The following is a 15010-nucleotide window of genomic DNA, read 5'->3' as shown; positions in this document are numbered from 1 at the left end:
GGGTCTAATCGGTGAACAAGACCCTATCGCCGCAACTGGTCCTTGCCCATCTCGGTCACCAGCCGTTTGCCGCACAGTGCCAGCGTGATGTCCATCTCCTTGCGGATGATGTCCAGCGCCAGGGTCACGCCTTGCTTGCCCATGGCGCCCAACCCGTACAGGAACGGGCGGCCGATATAGGTGCCCTTGGCGCCGAGGCAAAGCGCCTTCAGCACGTCCTGGCCCGAGCGGATGCCGCCGTCCATATGCACCTCGATCCTGTCGCCGACGGCATCGGCGATCTCCTCCAGCGCCATGATTGACGACGATGCGCCGTCGAGCTGGCGCCCGCCATGGTTGGAAACGATGATGGCGTCGGCGCCGGTCTCGACCGCCATCAGCGCGTCCTCTTTGTCGAGAATACCTTTCAGGATCAGCTTGCCGCCCCAGCGCTCCTTGATCCAGGCGACGTCCTTCCACGACAGGTGCGGGTCGAACTGCTCCGTCGTCCACGATGCCAGCGAAGCGACGTCGCCGACGCCCTTGGCATGGCCGACAATGTTGCGGAAGGTGCGGCGCTTGGTGCCGGCAATGCCCATCAGCCAGCGTGGCCGCATGGCGATGTTGGCAATGTTGGCCAGCGTCATCTTGGGCGGCGCCGACAGCCCGTTGCGGACATCCTTGTGGCGCTGCCCCAAGATCTGCAGGTCGAGCGTCAACACCAGCGCCGAGCATTTTGCAGCCTTCGCCCTGTCGATCAGGTCGAGCACGAAATCCTTGTCGCGAAGCACGTAGAGCTGGAACCAGAACGGCTTCTTGGTCACCGACGCGACATCCTCGATCGAGCAGATGCTCATCGTCGACAGCGTGAACGGCACGCCGAATTCCTCTGCCGCCTGCGCGGCCAGCATCTCGCCATCGGCATGCTGCATGCCGGTCATTCCAGTTGGGGCAAGCGCCACCGGCATCGCCACTTTCTCGCCGATCATGGTCGATTCCAGCGAGCGGTTGCTCATGTCGACCAGTACGCGCTGACGGAATTTTATCTTCTGGAAGTCCTCTTCGTTGGCGCGGTAGGTGCTTTCGGTCCAGGCGCCGGAATCGGCATAGTCGAAGAACATCTTCGGCACCCGCCGGCGCGCCAGGTCCTTGAGATCGGCAATGGTGAGGATGTCGCTCATGGTGGTTCCTCGTTAGCCAGTCGTCTTGAAGCCGTCGTCGGCGTCGGAGCGCTGCTTAAGCCTGAGCCGCGACACGCGCTGCCAGTCGCCGCTGCGTTCGGCCTCGAGCATCGAGCGCTCGACATAGGAGATATGGTCCATCGCCGCTTGGCGGGCAGCTGAGGGATCGCCGGCCTTCACGGCTTTGTAGATCGCGCCGTGCTGGGCCAGCAGCGCCTCGCGCGCTCCGGGCACGCTGAACACCAGAAGCCGGTTCTGGAACACGCCTTCAGACAGCAGCCGGTAGCAGGAGCGCAGCGTGTGCAAGAGGATGATGTTGTGCGCGCATTCGCACACAGCATGGTGGAACTCGACGTCGATTTCCGCCTCGTCGTCGAAATCGCCGGTGCGGTGCGCCTCGTCCATGCGCGCCATGATGCGGTCGAGCAGCGCAATGTCGTCCGCTGTCGCGCGCCGCGCCGCATATTCGGCCGCCACGCCTTCGATCTCGCGGCGGTATTCCAGATAGTCGGTCACCGCCTTGCGGTGCATCGAGATAAGGTCGGTCACCGGCTTGGTGAACAACTGGCCGATGACGTCGGCGACATGGGTGCCGCCGCCGGCCTTGGTGATCAGCAGCCCGCGCCCTTCCAGCGCCTTCAGCGCATCGCGCAGGATCGGCCGCGACACGTCGAACTGGCGCGCCAGCTCGCGCTCGCCCGGCAGCCGGTCGCCGGTGCGCAGCACGCCTTCAAGGATCAGGCTTTCGATCTGCTGCACCACCTCGTCGGCGGTGCGCGAATGCTCGATCCTGGAGAAAATATCGCTCAACGGGGGCCTGGGAAATTGAACCGGTGTCGCGCAAGATAAAGCCAGCCTCGCCAACTGGTCAAATTATTTATCCAATTCGCCCAATCGGGTCGGTCTGCGCGTCGCGCCGGCAGGACCTACGATGCTAGACTTTGGTGTTTACGCGCCTCATGGATTGCCTTTAGAGGACGCCATCACACGAAGGGTCGAGAACAGGGGGACCACCGTGTCGGACGAGACGTCCAACCTCGAATTCCAGCCGCGCGCCCAGGGCAGCGTGATGGGCTTTCCCGCGCATGAGGGACGGCCCGGCGCGATCGGCGAGGTCCATGCCCGGCCGCATCCGCTGATCGAGAAGCCGCGCGTGCTTGTGCAACTCGCCTTCATGACCGAGGGCGGCTCCGGCGTCGACATGGCCGTGCTCTCCGAACTGTCGCGGCGCCTCGGCATCGCGGCGCCCGACCGTCATGCCCGCCACCACGCCATGAAGTGGGGCAAGGGTACGCTGCGCTGGGAGCGGCATACGGAATTTTCAACCTATCTGTGGGAAGGGCCGCTGGCCGAAAGCAGCAGGGCGGCGCAAGAAGACTCTCCTTTCGGCAACGGCTTCTCGCCGCCGGGAACGGTGATCTCAGGTATAAGGCTGGAGATCCGCAAATGGACGCCGGCAAGCGAGAAGCTGATTGCGGCCTTCGACCCGACGAGCCTCTGCTATTCGCTGGTCGAGCGCGGCAATGCGGCCATAGTCACCGATTTCCGCCAGGACGGCGACGGCCTGACCCGCATCCTGGTGCTTGATCGCGGCCTGACGCCGGCGCGGACCGGCGCGCTGTCGCAGCGGCTGATCGACGTCGAGACGTATCGCACGCTTGCCATGCTCGGCCTGCCGCTGGCGCTGACGCTGTCGGGCCGCGCCCGCCGCATCGAGGACCGGCTGGCGCAGACCACGCTGGAAATGAAGGTCGCTGAAACCCGCGACAGCCAGACGCTGCTCGCCGACCTGACCGAGCTTGCCGCTGAACTCGAGGCTGATGCCGCCTCCAGCCTCTATCGCTTCGGCGCCAGCCGCGCCTATGACGGCATCGTTGTCGAGCGGCTGGAAGCGCTGGACGAAGAAGCCGTGCCCGGCTACGAGACTTGGGGCGGCTTCCTGCAGCGGCGGGTGGCACCCGCCATGCGCACCTGCCGTTCGGTCGAGGAGCGCCAGGCCAACCTGTCGCGAAAACTGACCCGCGCCACCACGCTGCTGCGCACCTGGGTCGATGTCGAGGTCGAGAAGCAGAACCGCGATCTGCTGGCGTCGATGAACAACCGCGCCCGGCTGCAACTGCGGTTGCAGCAGACGGTGGAAGGCCTGTCGGTGGCAGCAGTGTCCTACTATGTCGTCGGCCTGATCTCCTATCTCGCCAAGGGCGCATCGATCTTCGGCCATGCCTTTGCACCCGAAATCGTCACTGCCGCGGCGGTGCCGGTCGCCATCGTGCTGGTCTGGTGGGGCGTGCGGCGAGTCAGGCGGATGCACTCCGAGCCGGCGAAACATCCGGGGGAGTAGGAGCGCACTTTACCCTCCCCCTTGTGGGGAGGGTCGATCCGCATAGCGGATCGGGGTGAGGGTGCTCGTAAAGAGCTTTCGTCGCGCGGACCCCCACCCCGCTCACTGCGTTCGCGACCCTCCCCACAAGGGGGAGGGTTAAGATCCATAGCGGCAGATTGCCGCTGCGGAAGGCTGGCAGTACGCTTTTTGCCCGACGCGGTGTTTGCAACATCCGGATGTAACTGGTAAAAGATTTTTACCAGCCAAGCGGAGGACGCCGCCAATGTCCGGCCTTGTCATGCCCAAGCCAGACGACGCCACGATGCGAAGGCGCGCAGAGATCGTCGCCGATATGCGCATCATCGTGCCGGGCGAGGGCGTCGTCGACGCCACCAACGAAATGCGCGCCTTCGAAAGCGACGGTCTCACCGCCTACCGGCAATTGCCGCTGGTCGTGGTGCTGCCGGAAACGGTGGCGCAGGTGTCGCGGGTGCTGAAATACTGCAACGACCGCAACATCCGTGTCGTGCCGCGCGGCTCCGGCACCTCGCTCTCCGGCGGCGCGTTGCCGCTCGAGGATGCCGTGCTGCTGGTCATGAGCCGCTTCAACCGCATCCTTGCCATCGACTATCCCGATCGCGTCGTCGTCGCTCAGCCCGGCGTCACCAATCTCGGCATCACCACCGCCGTCGAGCAGGAGGGCTTCTACTATGCGCCCGATCCATCCTCCCAGATCGCCTGCTCGATCGGCGGCAATGTCGCTGAAAATTCCGGCGGCGTGCACTGCCTGAAATACGGCCTGACCGCCAACAATGTGCTGGGCATTGAGATGGTGCTGATGAACGGCGAGGTGGTGCGGCTTGGCGGCAATCATCTGGACTCGGAAGGCTATGATCTCCTCGGCGTCATGACGGGGTCCGAAGGCCTGCTCGGCGTCGTCACCGAGGTCACCGTGCGCATCCTGAAAAAGCCGGAGACGGCCCGCGCTCTGCTGATCGGCTTTCCGACCAGCGAGCAGGGCGGCCAATGCGTCGCCGACATCATCGGCGCCGGCATTATCCCTGGCGGCATGGAGATGATGGACCGGCCGGCGATCCATGCCGCGGAAGATTTCGTCCATGCCGGCTACCCCCTTGATGTCGAGGCGCTGCTGATCGTCGAACTCGACGGGCCGGGCGTCGAGGTCGATCACCTGATCGGTCTCGTCGAAGCGATCGCCTATAGGAACGGCTCCACCACCTGTCGCATCTCGCAATCCGAACAGGAGCGGCTGAGTTTCTGGGCCGGCCGCAAGGCGGCCTTCCCGGCGGTCGGCCGCATCTCGCCCGACTATTACTGCATGGATGGCACCATCCCGCGCAAGGAATTGCCGCGTGTGCTCGCCGGCATGCGCGAACTGTCGGAGAAATACGGCCTCGGCGTCGCCAATGTCTTCCACGCCGGCGACGGCAATCTGCATCCGCTGATCCTCTATGACGCCAACGTGCCGGGCGAACTCGACAAGGCGGAAAGTTTTGGCGCCGACATCTTGCGGCTCTGCGTCAAGGTCGGCGGCGTCTTGACCGGCGAGCACGGCGTCGGCGTCGAGAAGCGCGATTTGATGCCGGAGATGTTCAACCAGATCGACCTCGACCAACAAATGCGCGTCAAATGCGCCTTCGATCCCAACCATCTGCTCAACCCGGGAAAAGTGTTCCCGCAACTGCGCCGCTGCGCGGAGCTTGGACGCATGCATGTGCATCGCGGGCAGGTGGCGTTTCCGGATATTCCGAGGTTTTGATGGGGGCGGAATGTCTCACGTCGGCGATCCTTCGCGCCCCCCTCTGTCCTGCCGGACATCTCCCCCACAAGGGGGGAGATCACCAGTCATCTCTGCCTTCGCCAATCTTCGACGTTGCTAGAGAGGCGCGGTCGCCAAAGCTGCTAATCTCCCCCCAAGTGGGGGAGATGTCCGGCAGGACAGAGGGGGGCACGAAGGAACTCGACGTCTCTGCACTCGCAAGCGGCGCGTCGCCATGACCACCTTCACTCCCACCTCGTCCACCGAAGTCCTCTCCACCGTCCAATGGGCGGCTGCGGAGGAATCGCCGCTGGAGACCATCGGCCACGGCTCCAAGCGCGGCATCGGTCGGCCATCGCAAACCGAGCACACGCTCGATCTCTCAAAACTCACCGGCGTCACGCTCTACGAGCCGGCCGAACTGGTGCTGTCGGCGAAGGCCGGCACACCGCTTTCCGATATAGAAAGCCTGCTCGCCGAAAACGGCCAGCAACTTGCTTTCGAGCCGATGGACTACGGCCCATTGTTCGGCGGCATCAAGGGAAGAGGCACGATCGGCGGTGTGCTTGCCGCGAACCTGTCCGGCCCGCGCCGGCTGAAGGCGGGCGCCGCGCGCGACCACATCCTCGGCATCAACGCCGTTGCCGGCCGCGGCGAGGCTTTCAAGTCCGGCGGCCGCGTCGTCAAGAATGTCACCGGCTACGACCTGTCGAAGCTGATGGCCAACAGCTGGGGGACGCTGGCCGTGTTCACCGACGTCACCTTCAAGGTGTTGCCGGCGGCCGAGACCGAGGTCACGCTTGCCGTGCGTGGCCTGCTCGACGATGCGGCGGCCGCCGCCATGGCGCTGGCGCTCGGCTCCAGCGCCGAAGTGTCGAGCGCCGCGCATCTGCCGGAGCGGATCGCCGCGCGTGTCGCCGACGGCGCGCTCGGCACTGACGCCGCGACGCTGCTGCGCGTCGAAGGGTTCGGCCCTTCGGTCGCCTATCGCATCGAGGCACTGAAAACCCTGCTGAAAAATGCCGGCCCGTTGCAGGACATTGCCGGCGAGGCCTCGCATGCCCTTTGGCGTGATATCAGGGATTGCGCTCCCTTCGCCGACGGCAGTGAAAAGCCGGTCTGGCGCGTTTCGATGGCGCCGTCCCAGGCCCACCAGATGGTACTGACGCTGCGCATGCAGATCGGCGTCAGCGCCTTTTACGACTGGCAGGGTGGGCTGGTCTGGCTGCGCATGGAGGAGGGCGATCCCGAGGCCGCCCTGCTGCGCGGGCTGATCAGAAAACATGGCGGCGGCCACGCGACGCTGGTGCGCGCCGCGCCCGCGCATCGCGCCGCCGTGCCGGTGTTCGAGCCACAGGCGCCGCATCTGGCCGCCCTGTCGGCTAGGCTCAAGGCCGAGTTCGATCCCAAGGCCATCCTCAATCCCGGCCGCATGGCCCAGGGCTAACGCGATGCAGACCAATTTCTCCCTTGCCCAGCTCGCCGATCCGCATGTCGCGGAATCGGAGAAGATCCTGCGCAAATGCGTGCATTGCGGCTTCTGCACCGCCACCTGCCCGACCTATGTCACACTCGGCAACGAGCTGGATTCACCGCGCGGGCGCATCTACCTGATCAAGGATATGCTGGAGAACGGCCGTCCCGCCGACAAGGAGATCGTCACCCATATCGACCGCTGCCTGTCCTGCCTCGCCTGCATGACGACCTGCCCGTCGGGCGTCAACTACATGCATCTGGTCGACCATGCCCGCGCCCATATCGAGGAGACTTACAGGCGGCCGCTGCTCGACCGGCTGACCCGCGCCCTGCTGGCCCTAGTGCTGCCTTACCCCGCGCGCTTTCGCGCCGCGCTGAAGCTGGCGAGATTGGGCAAGCCGTTCATCGGCCTGTTCGAAAAGGTCCCAGCCTTGAAGCCGCTCGGTGCTATGCTGAAGCTGGCGCCGGCCTCTATTCCCGCCGCCTCGCCAATGGCCTCTCCTGGCGTCCATGCCGGGCAGGGAGCGAAAAAGGGCCGCGTCGCCATCCTCACCGGCTGCGCCCAATCGGTGCTCGATCCCGCCATCAACGAGACGACGATTGCATTGCTGACCAGGCTCGGCGTCGAGGTCGTGGTGCCTGAGGGCGAGGCCTGCTGCGGCGCGCTGGTCCATCATATGGGCCGCGAGGCAGCAGCCCTTGCCTCGGCCCGGCAGAATGTCGATGCCTGGACACGCGCCATCGACCAGGGTGGGCTCGATGCCATCGTCATCACCGCGTCCGGCTGCGGCACCACCATCAATGACTATGGCTTCATGCTGCGCCTCGATCCGGCCTATGCCGACAAGGCTGCAAAGGTCTCGGCGCTGGCCAGGGACATCACCGAATATCTCGCAAGCCTCGACCTGCCGGAGCCGGTGCGCAAGCCCGGCACGGTCGTTGCCTACCACTCCGCCTGTTCGATGCAGCACGGCCAGAAGATCACCCGCCAGCCGAAGGAGTTGCTGGCCAAGGCCGGCTTCGTCGTGCGCGAGCCGCGCGAGGGCCATCTGTGCTGCGGCTCGGCCGGCACCTACAACATCCTGCAGCCGGAGATTTCGGAGAAGCTGCGCGACCGAAAGGTGAAAAACATCGAGGCCACCGGCGCGGAGATCGTTGCCACAGGCAATATCGGCTGCATCACCCAGATCGCTTCGGCTGCAAAGCTGCCGGTGGTGCACACGATCAAGCTGCTCGACTGGGCCTATGGTGGTCCGAAGCCGGAGGGCGTCTCCGAAGGAAACCTGGTCGCCGCCGAGTAAGCAGCTATTCCGCTGCCAGCCGGTCCACCACGCCATACGTCGCCTGGTAGCGCGCGCGCTGGCGGCTGAGCGCGACCATTGTGTTGCGCAAGAGGATCGCCACAGTGATCGGGCCGACGCCGCCCGGCACCGGCGTGATCCAGGACGCGACTTCCTTCACGCTCTCGGTGTCGACGTCGCCGACGATGCGGCTCGTGCCGTCCGGGCCGATCTCGGAATTGATGCCGATGTCGATGACGGCCGCACCGGGCTTCACCATGTCGGCCTTGATCAGCCGCGGCTTGCCGACGGCGACGAACAGCGCATCGGCGCGGCGCGCATGTGCCGCCACCGAGCGCGTCATGTGATGGCACACCGTCACCGTCGCGCCTTCGCTCATCAGCAGGAAGGCAATCGGCTTGCCGACGATCTCGGAATGGCCGACGACGACGACTTCGAGCCCCTTGAGGTCGAGGCCGGTTTCCTTGAGCAGCTCGACCGAGGCCGCAGCCGTGCAAGGCGCGAGGTCGAGCTGATTGTAGACGATATTGCCGATCGACGCCGGATGCATGCCCTCGACGTCCTTCAGTGGATGCACCGCCGCTTGCAGCGTCTTGATCGGGATATGCGCCGGCACCGGCCGCTGGATGATGATGCCGGTGACGCGCGGGTCGGCGTTCAGGCCATGGATCGCCGCCTCGAGTTCGCCGGCGCTGATGTCGGCGGGGAACCGCCGCTCCTCGAAACCGATGCCGGCAAGCGCGGCTTTGGCGCGCTGGTTGCGCACATAGACATCGACGGCAGCGGTATCGCCGACGGTGATCGACAGCAGCTTGGGCGGAAAACCTTCGGCGGTGGCGATGGCGGCATCCTCGCGCACGGATGCCATGATGCGCTGGGCGACCGGACCGCCCCGGAGATAGCGGCTATCGTCTGGCGGAGACATGGCTGAACCTTTGCAGCGAGTTTGGCGCAGGGGAGTTTGGCCGTCCCTATAGCAGGGGAAATGCGGCAAGGCAGCGTGAAAGCGAACCGTCATCCCCCTGGCGCGACGTTCTGGCGCAGCCTGGCTCAGCTACCGCCGCAAAGAGAAAGGGCAGCACGGTTTCCCAGGCTGCCCTTTTCTGACTGGCCGCATCCCCACACGGCCCGTCCCCCGTAAACTCTTCCCGATCCCTGAAGGTCTAGCCTTCTGACCAGATGATTCGGTAGCCGACTATATCACGACCACGGTCGTTCCAACATTGACCCTCTCGTAAAGGTCAACCACGTCCTCGTTGCGCATGCGGATACAGCCGGAAGATACCGAGCCGCCGATGGTCCATGGCTGGTTGGTGCCGTGGATGCGGTATTCCGTCGTGCCGAGATAGAGCGCGCGGGCGCCGAGCGGATTCTCTTCGCCACCGGCCAGATAGGTCGGGAGGTAGCGGCCCTTGGCAGCCTCGCGCTTGATCATCTCCGCTGGCGGGCGCCAGTCCGGCCAGACGCGCTTGTTGGTGATCTTGTGCGTGCCAGACCATTCGAACCCAGGCTTGCCGGTGCCGACGCCATAGCGCCGCGCCTTGCCGTTCTTCTCGACCAGGAACAGGAAGTTCTGCGTCGTATCGATGACGATCGTGCCCGGCTTCTGCGGGCCGTCATAGGCGACTTCCTGCGGCAGGTAGAGCGGATTGATCTGCGGCCGCATCACCACGCGCTTGGCCGGCGCCTGCACGGAAGCAGTGCGCACCCGATCGGGTCGCGCTGGCTGCGCATAGCGAAGGCGTGGCTGCTGCTGCACGAACTGGCGGCTCTGCCGCACGATGCCAGGCGCGCGGCCAAGCTGCAGCACCCAGGGTGCGGAAAGGTCGGGGCTCACCATCACCGGCGGCCTGTCGGCATAGCGGTCGTTGGCGGCAGAGGAGGTGACGCCGGCGGCCAGAATGGCCACGGCGCCGAGCACGGAACGCAAAAAGATCTTCATCAGAACGCACCTTGATCGTCGAACGGACGGAGGCGGAACTTGCCCCCGGTTGCGCGATCCTTGGCGCGAAGCGGCAACCGAAACATGAATCGGAATGCGTAAAATGCCGCTTTGTCAGTAAACCTTTTGGTGTGGTTACCGCCGGGTTCAGGAATCTGGTAAAGCCGCGGTAAATGCAGCGCGAAAGCGCGTTAACGGATGGATTGGCCATGGCGCAAGACAACACCGGACTGCTTACCGGCTCCGACGGGATCACGCGCTGCTTCTGGCACGGCAATCTGCTGGACTATCTGCACTACCACGACCATGAATGGGGCCGGCCGGTCGCCGACGACCGCAGGCTGTTCGAAAAGATCTGCCTCGAAGGCTTTCAGTCCGGCCTGTCCTGGCTGACCATTCTGCGCAAGCGCGAGAATTTCCGCGAGGCCTTCGCCGGTTTCGACTTCGACAAGGTCGCTGCCTTCACCGACGAGGATGTCGAGCGCCTGGTCGCCAATGCCGGCATCATCCGCCACCGCGGCAAGATCGTCTCGACCATCAACAACGCCAAACGGGCGTGCGAAATGGTCGACGAGTTCGGCTCGCTGGCCGCCTGGTTCTGGAAGTTCGAGCCGGGGCCGAAGGAGCGGCCGGCGGTGGTGGACATGGCGCATCTACGCGCCAACCCGACGACAGGGGTCTCGATCAGGATTTCGAAGGAGTTGAAAAAGCGCGGCTGGACCTTTGTCGGCCCGACGACGATCTACGCCTTCATGCAGGCGATGGGTCTGGTCAACGACCATCTCGAAGGCTGCGTGTGCCGGGAGCAGGTGGAGAAGGAACGCAAGGCCTTTAAGAGGCCGAAGTAGGGCGCTGTCCCCCTACCTCCCCCTTGTGGGGAGGTCGCGCCGAAGGCGCGGGTGGGGGTATCTTGGCGCTGCACCCCCACCCCGACGCTACGCGTCGACCCTCCCCACAAGGGGGAGGGTAAGGAGCTCACGTCCCACTTGCGCCAGTCAGGAACAATCCCGCGACAATCGCCGCCAGTGCCGCAAAGGTCGGATAAATCACCAGCAATCCTGTCATCAGCGCCTCGCGCATGGTGGAACGCTTGCGCTCGTCGGCGGTGACCTCGAACGGACCGAGGCTCGCCGTCACCGGCGCACGGTTCTCGGCCGGCCGCAGTCGAACTTCATGCAAGCCGTCGTCTCTGATGTCGAACTTGTGTGCCGCAGTCATGGCCCCAACCCTTTGTTTCGGCGCGCTTATCGGCTCTGATTGTGTCGGCACGATGCCGCGCCGATGGCGGAATTGTTTCCTTTTGGTGCGTTTTGTTTCGGAGGAGAAGGAAAAAGCGCAAACCCTTGCCGCACAAAGCCGCTTCGGTTAGGACACGCCCACTCCAAACAAGTCATCGATTACTAAGCGAAAAGACCCATCCTATGGCCGACAAATCGGAAAAGACGAAAGCGCGGCTGCCGCGCGGCTTTGCCGACCGCAGCGCTGAAGACATCCGCGCCGTCGAGAAGATGATGGCCACGATCCGTTCGGTCTATGAGCTCTACGGTTTCGAGCCGGCCGACCAGCCGCTGATCGAGTACACCGATGCGCTCGGCAAATTCCTGCCCGACCAGGACCGGCCGAACGAAGGCGTTTTCTCGTTCCAGGACGATGATGAGCAGTGGCTGTCGCTGCGCTATGATTTGACTGCGCCGACGGCGCGTTTCGTCGCCGAGAATTTTGAGAAGCTGCCGAAACCCTATCGCAGCTACCGCTCCGGCTGGGTGTTCCGCAACGAAAAGCCCGGCCCGGGCCGCTTCCGCCAGTTCATGCAGTTCGACGCCGACACGATCGGTACGCCGGGCGTCGCAGCCGACGCCGAGATGGCCATGATGATGGCCGACGTGATGGAAGCGCTTGGCATCAAGCGTGGCGACTACGTCATCCGGGTCAACAACCGCAAGGTGCTGGATGGCGTGCTGGAGGCGATCGGCCTTGGCGGTGACAACAATGCCGGCCGCCGGCTGACCGTGCTGCGCGCCATCGACAAGCTGGACAAGCTCGGGCCGGAAGGCGTGAAGCTTCTGCTTGGGCCGGGCCGATGGGATGGCGGCAAGGAAGGCGAGGGCGACTTCGCCAAGGGCGCTGGTTTGGACGACGGGCAAGCTGAAGCAGTTCTCCTCGCCACGGCAAGGAACGCACAGGTCGACCAGGTTTCCATAGTGAGCTCGAACCCGACTTACCAAGAAGGCGTCGGCGAGCTCGCGACGATTGAAGCCCTGGTCAGGGCGGCCGGATATGGCGAAGATCGCATCGCCATGGACCGCTCCGTCGTGCGTGGCCTCGAATACTACACCGGCCCGGTTTTCGAGGCCGAGCTTCTGGCCGAAATCCCCAACGAAGACGGCCAGATCGTGCGCTTCGGTTCGGTCGGTGGTGGCGGCCGCTATGACGGGCTGGTCTCGCGCTTCCGTGGCGAGCCGGTGCCGGCGACCGGCTTTTCGATCGGCGTCTCCCGCCTGATGACGGCGCTGAAGAACCTCGGCAAGCTGGACACCACCGATGTCATCGCGCCGGTCGTCGTGCTGGTGATGGACAAGGATACGGAAAGCCTCGGTCGCTACCAGAAGATGGTGGCCGATCTGCGCGCGGCCGGCATCCGCTCCGAAATGTATCTCGGCGGCGCCGGCATGAAGGCGCAGCTGAAATATGCCGACCGCCGCGGCAGCCCGGTCGCCGTTATCCAGGGCGGCGACGAGCGCGCCAAGGGCGAACTGCAGATCAAGGATCTGATCGAAGGCGCGCGGATGTCGGCTGAGATCACCGACAACGCCGAATGGCGCGCCGCAAGACCGGCACAGGTCACGGTGCCGGAGGCTGAGCTGGTCGCCGAGGTGAAGAAAATTTTGGCTGCGCAGGCCGCTGACCGTGCGAAGGGTGGCGCTTGAACGCCCCCCTCTGGCCTGCCGGCCATCTCCCCCTCAAGGGGGGAGATTGGATGTTGCGTAGGCTTTCGCCAATCTCCGCCGGTGAAGAAGAGGCGCTGCGCCGCAAGCTGCCAATCTCCCCCCTTGAGGGGGAGATGGCCGGCAGGCCAGAGGGGGGTGCCTCGCGCCGCCCATGACCTCCCGCCCCGCAATCGCGACGGAAATCACCAAGCTCTTCGCCACCCGCAACACCCATGCGGTCGAGGTCGCGGTGCTGCAGCCGGCCGACCCATTCCTCGATATGGCCGGCGAGGATCTGCGCCGCCGCATCTTTCTCACCGAAAGCGAGACCGGCAAGACGCTGTGTCTGCGGCCCGAATTCACCATCCCCGTCTGCCTCGACCACATCGCCTCGCAGGCCGGCACGCCGCGCCGCTATTGCTATCTCGGCGAAGTGTTCCGCCAGCGCCGCGAGGGCGGCAACGAGTTTTTCCAAGCCGGCATCGAGGATCTCGGCGACCGCGATACGGCCAAGGCCGATGCGCGTTCGCTGGCCGATGCGCATGCGCTGCTGCAGCTGGTGCTGCCGGCGCAACCTCTTGCGATCACGCTCGGCGACCAGACCATCTTCGAGGCGGTGCTAGCGGCCCTCGGCCTGCCGCGCGGCTGGCGCATGCGACTTGCGCGTGCCTTCGGTTCGGCGCCGATGCTGCAGGCAGCGTTGTCCGATCTCGCCAACCCGCCACGCAACGGTCAGCTTGACGGCGAAGTCGCGGCCCTTGTCCTCAATGGCGATTTCGAAGCGCTTTCCGCCCACATTGCCGGCGGCATGGAAGAGGCCGGCCTGCTGGCATCCGGCGGACGCGCGCCCGCCGACATTGCCCGGCGGCTGATCGAAAAGGCCGAACTGCGCAGCGTGCGGTTGTCGAACGAAGCGTTTGCGGCGCTCAGGGATTTTCTCGCCATCGACGTGCCGCTCGACGGCTCGAGTGCTGCGCTCGAAAGTTTTGCGGCCTCTGCCGGGCTTTCGCTGGGCGCGGCGCTGGAAAAATTCGCCGCCCGCGCCAAAGCCATCGAGGCACATGGCCTGCCTGCAAAGACGATCCGCTACGACGCTGCCTTCGGCCGTCCGCTGGATTACTACACCGGCATCGTCTTCGAGATCGCAGCACTTGGTGGCGAGCGGCCGCTGGCCGGCGGCGGTCGCTACGACCGGCTGCTGACCCTGCTCGGCGCCAAGACGCCGATCCCCGGCGTCGGCTTCTCTGTCTGGCTCGACCGCATCGAAGCGCTGCGGGGAGAGCCGCAATGATCACGCTGGCGATCCCATCGAAAGGCCGGCTCAAGGAGCAGGCCTTGGAGGTACTGGCCAGGGCCGGGCTTGCCGTCAGCCTGCCCGGCGATGAGCGCCAGTACCGCGCCCGCATCGACGGCGCCGAGGGCATCGAGGTGGCGTTCCTGTCGGCGTCCGAAATCGCCGGCGAGATTGGGCAAGGTTCGGTCGACCTCGGCATTACCGGCGAGGATCTGCTGCGCGAAAACCTCGCCGACTGGGAGGCGCGCGCCGAAATCGTCGCTCGCCTCGGCTTCGGCCATGCCGATGTCGTGGTCGCGGTGCCCGGCATCTGGCTCGACGTCGATACTATGGCCGATCTCGACGATGTCGCCGCCGATTTCCGCCAGCGCCACGGCAGGCGACTGAGGATCGCAACCAAATACTGGCGGCTCACGCAGCAGTTCTTCTCGCAAAAGCACGGCATCCAGGTCTACCGCATCGTCGAAAGCCTCGGCGCCACCGAAGGCGCACCGGCCGCCGGCCTCGCCGATGTCATCGTCGACATCACCACCACCGGCTCGACCCTACGCGCCAACCATCTCAAGGTGCTGGCCGATGGGGTTGTGCTGGAGTCGCAGGCTTGCCTGGTGGCTGCCCGGAAAGATCGTGCGCCGGCGGATGAGGCGCTAGTGCGGGAAATAGCCGCGAAGATGAGCGCGCTCCCTCCCCCTTGAGGGGAGGGTGGACAGCCGCCAAAGGCGGATGGACGGGTGGGGTCGCTCCGGCAGTGCTCGACGCGAGACGACCCAAGCCGGGTCGACCGTGACCAAGGAGTCGAGCCACTGG

General features: G+C 65.1%; 13 protein-coding genes. 8 read left to right on the top strand and 5 right to left on the bottom strand.

Annotation, left to right across the window (positions count from 1 at the left end):
* Positions 1–23: 23 nt before the first annotated feature.
* Together NKH35_RS09580 and NKH35_RS09575 are read right to left on the bottom strand one after the other, a co-directional pair.
* Positions 24–1160 (bottom strand): alpha-hydroxy acid oxidase, encoded by a 1137-nt coding sequence (locus tag NKH35_RS09580; protein ID WP_023727716.1) that lies wholly within the window; start codon positions 1158–1160, stop codon positions 24–26.
* Positions 1161–1172: 12 nt separating this feature from the next.
* On the bottom strand, positions 1173–1970 hold the full coding sequence (locus NKH35_RS09575) for an FCD domain-containing protein (protein ID WP_023695102.1): 798 nt from the start codon (positions 1968–1970) through the stop codon (positions 1173–1175).
* Positions 1971–2175: 205 nt separating this feature from the next.
* Here NKH35_RS09575 and NKH35_RS09570 point away from each other — a divergent pair, with 205 nt between their 5' ends.
* The 4 genes from NKH35_RS09570 to glcF all read left to right on the top strand — a co-directional run bounded on the left by NKH35_RS09570 (position 2176) and on the right by glcF (position 8040).
* Positions 2176–3501, top strand: a complete 1326-nt coding sequence (locus NKH35_RS09570) for a DUF3422 family protein (RefSeq protein ID WP_352914276.1) — start codon at positions 2176–2178, stop codon at positions 3499–3501.
* Positions 3502–3766: 265 nt separating this feature from the next.
* The gene (locus tag NKH35_RS09565) at positions 3767–5263 is read left to right on the top strand and encodes an FAD-linked oxidase C-terminal domain-containing protein (RefSeq protein ID WP_023732345.1); all 1497 of its coding nucleotides are present in this window, start codon (positions 3767–3769) and stop codon (positions 5261–5263) included.
* A 235-nt stretch (positions 5264–5498) separates the two neighbouring features.
* On the top strand, positions 5499–6710 hold the full coding sequence (locus NKH35_RS09560; protein ID WP_023732344.1) for an FAD-binding protein: 1212 nt from the start codon (positions 5499–5501) through the stop codon (positions 6708–6710).
* 4 nt (positions 6711–6714) lie between these two features.
* Positions 6715–8040 carry a glycolate oxidase subunit GlcF gene (glcF, locus tag NKH35_RS09555; RefSeq protein WP_352914273.1) on the top strand — a complete coding sequence of 442 codons (1326 nt, stop codon included), beginning with the start codon at positions 6715–6717 and terminating at the stop codon, positions 8038–8040.
* A gap of 4 nt (positions 8041–8044) precedes the next feature.
* Here the strand turns inward: glcF and NKH35_RS09550 are convergent, their stop codons facing one another.
* Together NKH35_RS09550 and NKH35_RS09545 are read right to left on the bottom strand one after the other, a co-directional pair.
* A complete protein-coding gene (locus NKH35_RS09550) occupies positions 8045–8965 on the bottom strand; it encodes a bifunctional 5,10-methylenetetrahydrofolate dehydrogenase/5,10-methenyltetrahydrofolate cyclohydrolase (protein WP_352914270.1) in 921 nt (306 codons plus the stop codon).
* A gap of 270 nt (positions 8966–9235) precedes the next feature.
* Positions 9236–9982 (bottom strand): L,D-transpeptidase, encoded by a 747-nt coding sequence (locus NKH35_RS09545; RefSeq protein ID WP_023750650.1) that lies wholly within the window; start codon positions 9980–9982, stop codon positions 9236–9238.
* A gap of 209 nt (positions 9983–10191) precedes the next feature.
* Between NKH35_RS09545 and NKH35_RS09540 the strand changes: the two genes are divergently transcribed.
* Entirely contained in the window at positions 10192–10830 is a 639-nt protein-coding gene (locus NKH35_RS09540) for a DNA-3-methyladenine glycosylase I (RefSeq protein WP_023732341.1), read from the top strand.
* Between the two features lie 127 nt (positions 10831–10957).
* Here the strand turns inward: NKH35_RS09540 and NKH35_RS09535 are convergent, their stop codons facing one another.
* A complete protein-coding gene (locus NKH35_RS09535) occupies positions 10958–11200 on the bottom strand; it encodes a hypothetical protein (RefSeq protein ID WP_023732340.1) in 243 nt (80 codons plus the stop codon).
* Positions 11201–11403: 203 nt separating this feature from the next.
* On the opposite strand from NKH35_RS09535, the gene hisS reads away from it, so the two are divergent.
* The 3 genes from hisS to hisG all read left to right on the top strand — a co-directional run bounded on the left by hisS (position 11404) and on the right by hisG (position 14898).
* Positions 11404–12909 (top strand): histidine--tRNA ligase, encoded by a 1506-nt coding sequence (gene hisS / locus NKH35_RS09530; RefSeq protein WP_023732339.1) that lies wholly within the window; start codon positions 11404–11406, stop codon positions 12907–12909.
* 172 nt (positions 12910–13081) lie between these two features.
* Positions 13082–14200: an ATP phosphoribosyltransferase regulatory subunit gene (locus NKH35_RS09525; RefSeq protein WP_023732338.1), complete on the top strand. Its 1119-nt coding sequence runs from the start codon at positions 13082–13084 to the stop codon at positions 14198–14200.
* A complete protein-coding gene (hisG, locus tag NKH35_RS09520) occupies positions 14197–14898 on the top strand; it encodes an ATP phosphoribosyltransferase (protein ID WP_023710119.1) in 702 nt (233 codons plus the stop codon). Before NKH35_RS09525 ends, hisG begins: the two co-directional genes overlap by 4 nt.
* Positions 14899–15010 lie beyond the last annotated feature (112 nt).

It is taken from the genome of Mesorhizobium sp. M1143 (genome assembly GCF_040318435.1).
Taxonomy (GTDB): Bacteria; Pseudomonadota; Alphaproteobacteria; order Rhizobiales; family Rhizobiaceae; genus Mesorhizobium.
Note: the sequence above shows the minus strand (reverse complement) of the source record. Positions and strands in the feature narration are given on the sequence as shown.

Coding starts and splice junctions, on each gene's coding strand:
- NKH35_RS09545 (WP_023750650.1), bottom strand. CDS start 9,982: ATGAAGATCTTTTTGCGTTCCGTGCTCGGCGCCGTGGCCATTCTGGCC.
- NKH35_RS09525 (WP_023732338.1), top strand. CDS start 13,082: ATGACCTCCCGCCCCGCAATCGCGACGGAAATCACCAAGCTCTTCGCC.
- NKH35_RS09540 (WP_023732341.1), top strand. CDS start 10,192: ATGGCGCAAGACAACACCGGACTGCTTACCGGCTCCGACGGGATCACG.
- NKH35_RS09565 (WP_023732345.1), top strand. CDS start 3,767: ATGTCCGGCCTTGTCATGCCCAAGCCAGACGACGCCACGATGCGAAGG.
- glcF (WP_352914273.1), top strand. CDS start 6,715: ATGCAGACCAATTTCTCCCTTGCCCAGCTCGCCGATCCGCATGTCGCG.
- hisS (WP_023732339.1), top strand. CDS start 11,404: ATGGCCGACAAATCGGAAAAGACGAAAGCGCGGCTGCCGCGCGGCTTT.
- hisG (WP_023710119.1), top strand. CDS start 14,197: ATGATCACGCTGGCGATCCCATCGAAAGGCCGGCTCAAGGAGCAGGCC.
- NKH35_RS09550 (WP_352914270.1), bottom strand. CDS start 8,965: ATGTCTCCGCCAGACGATAGCCGCTATCTCCGGGGCGGTCCGGTCGCC.
- NKH35_RS09580 (WP_023727716.1), bottom strand. CDS start 1,160: ATGAGCGACATCCTCACCATTGCCGATCTCAAGGACCTGGCGCGCCGG.
- NKH35_RS09535 (WP_023732340.1), bottom strand. CDS start 11,200: ATGACTGCGGCACACAAGTTCGACATCAGAGACGACGGCTTGCATGAA.
- NKH35_RS09560 (WP_023732344.1), top strand. CDS start 5,499: ATGACCACCTTCACTCCCACCTCGTCCACCGAAGTCCTCTCCACCGTC.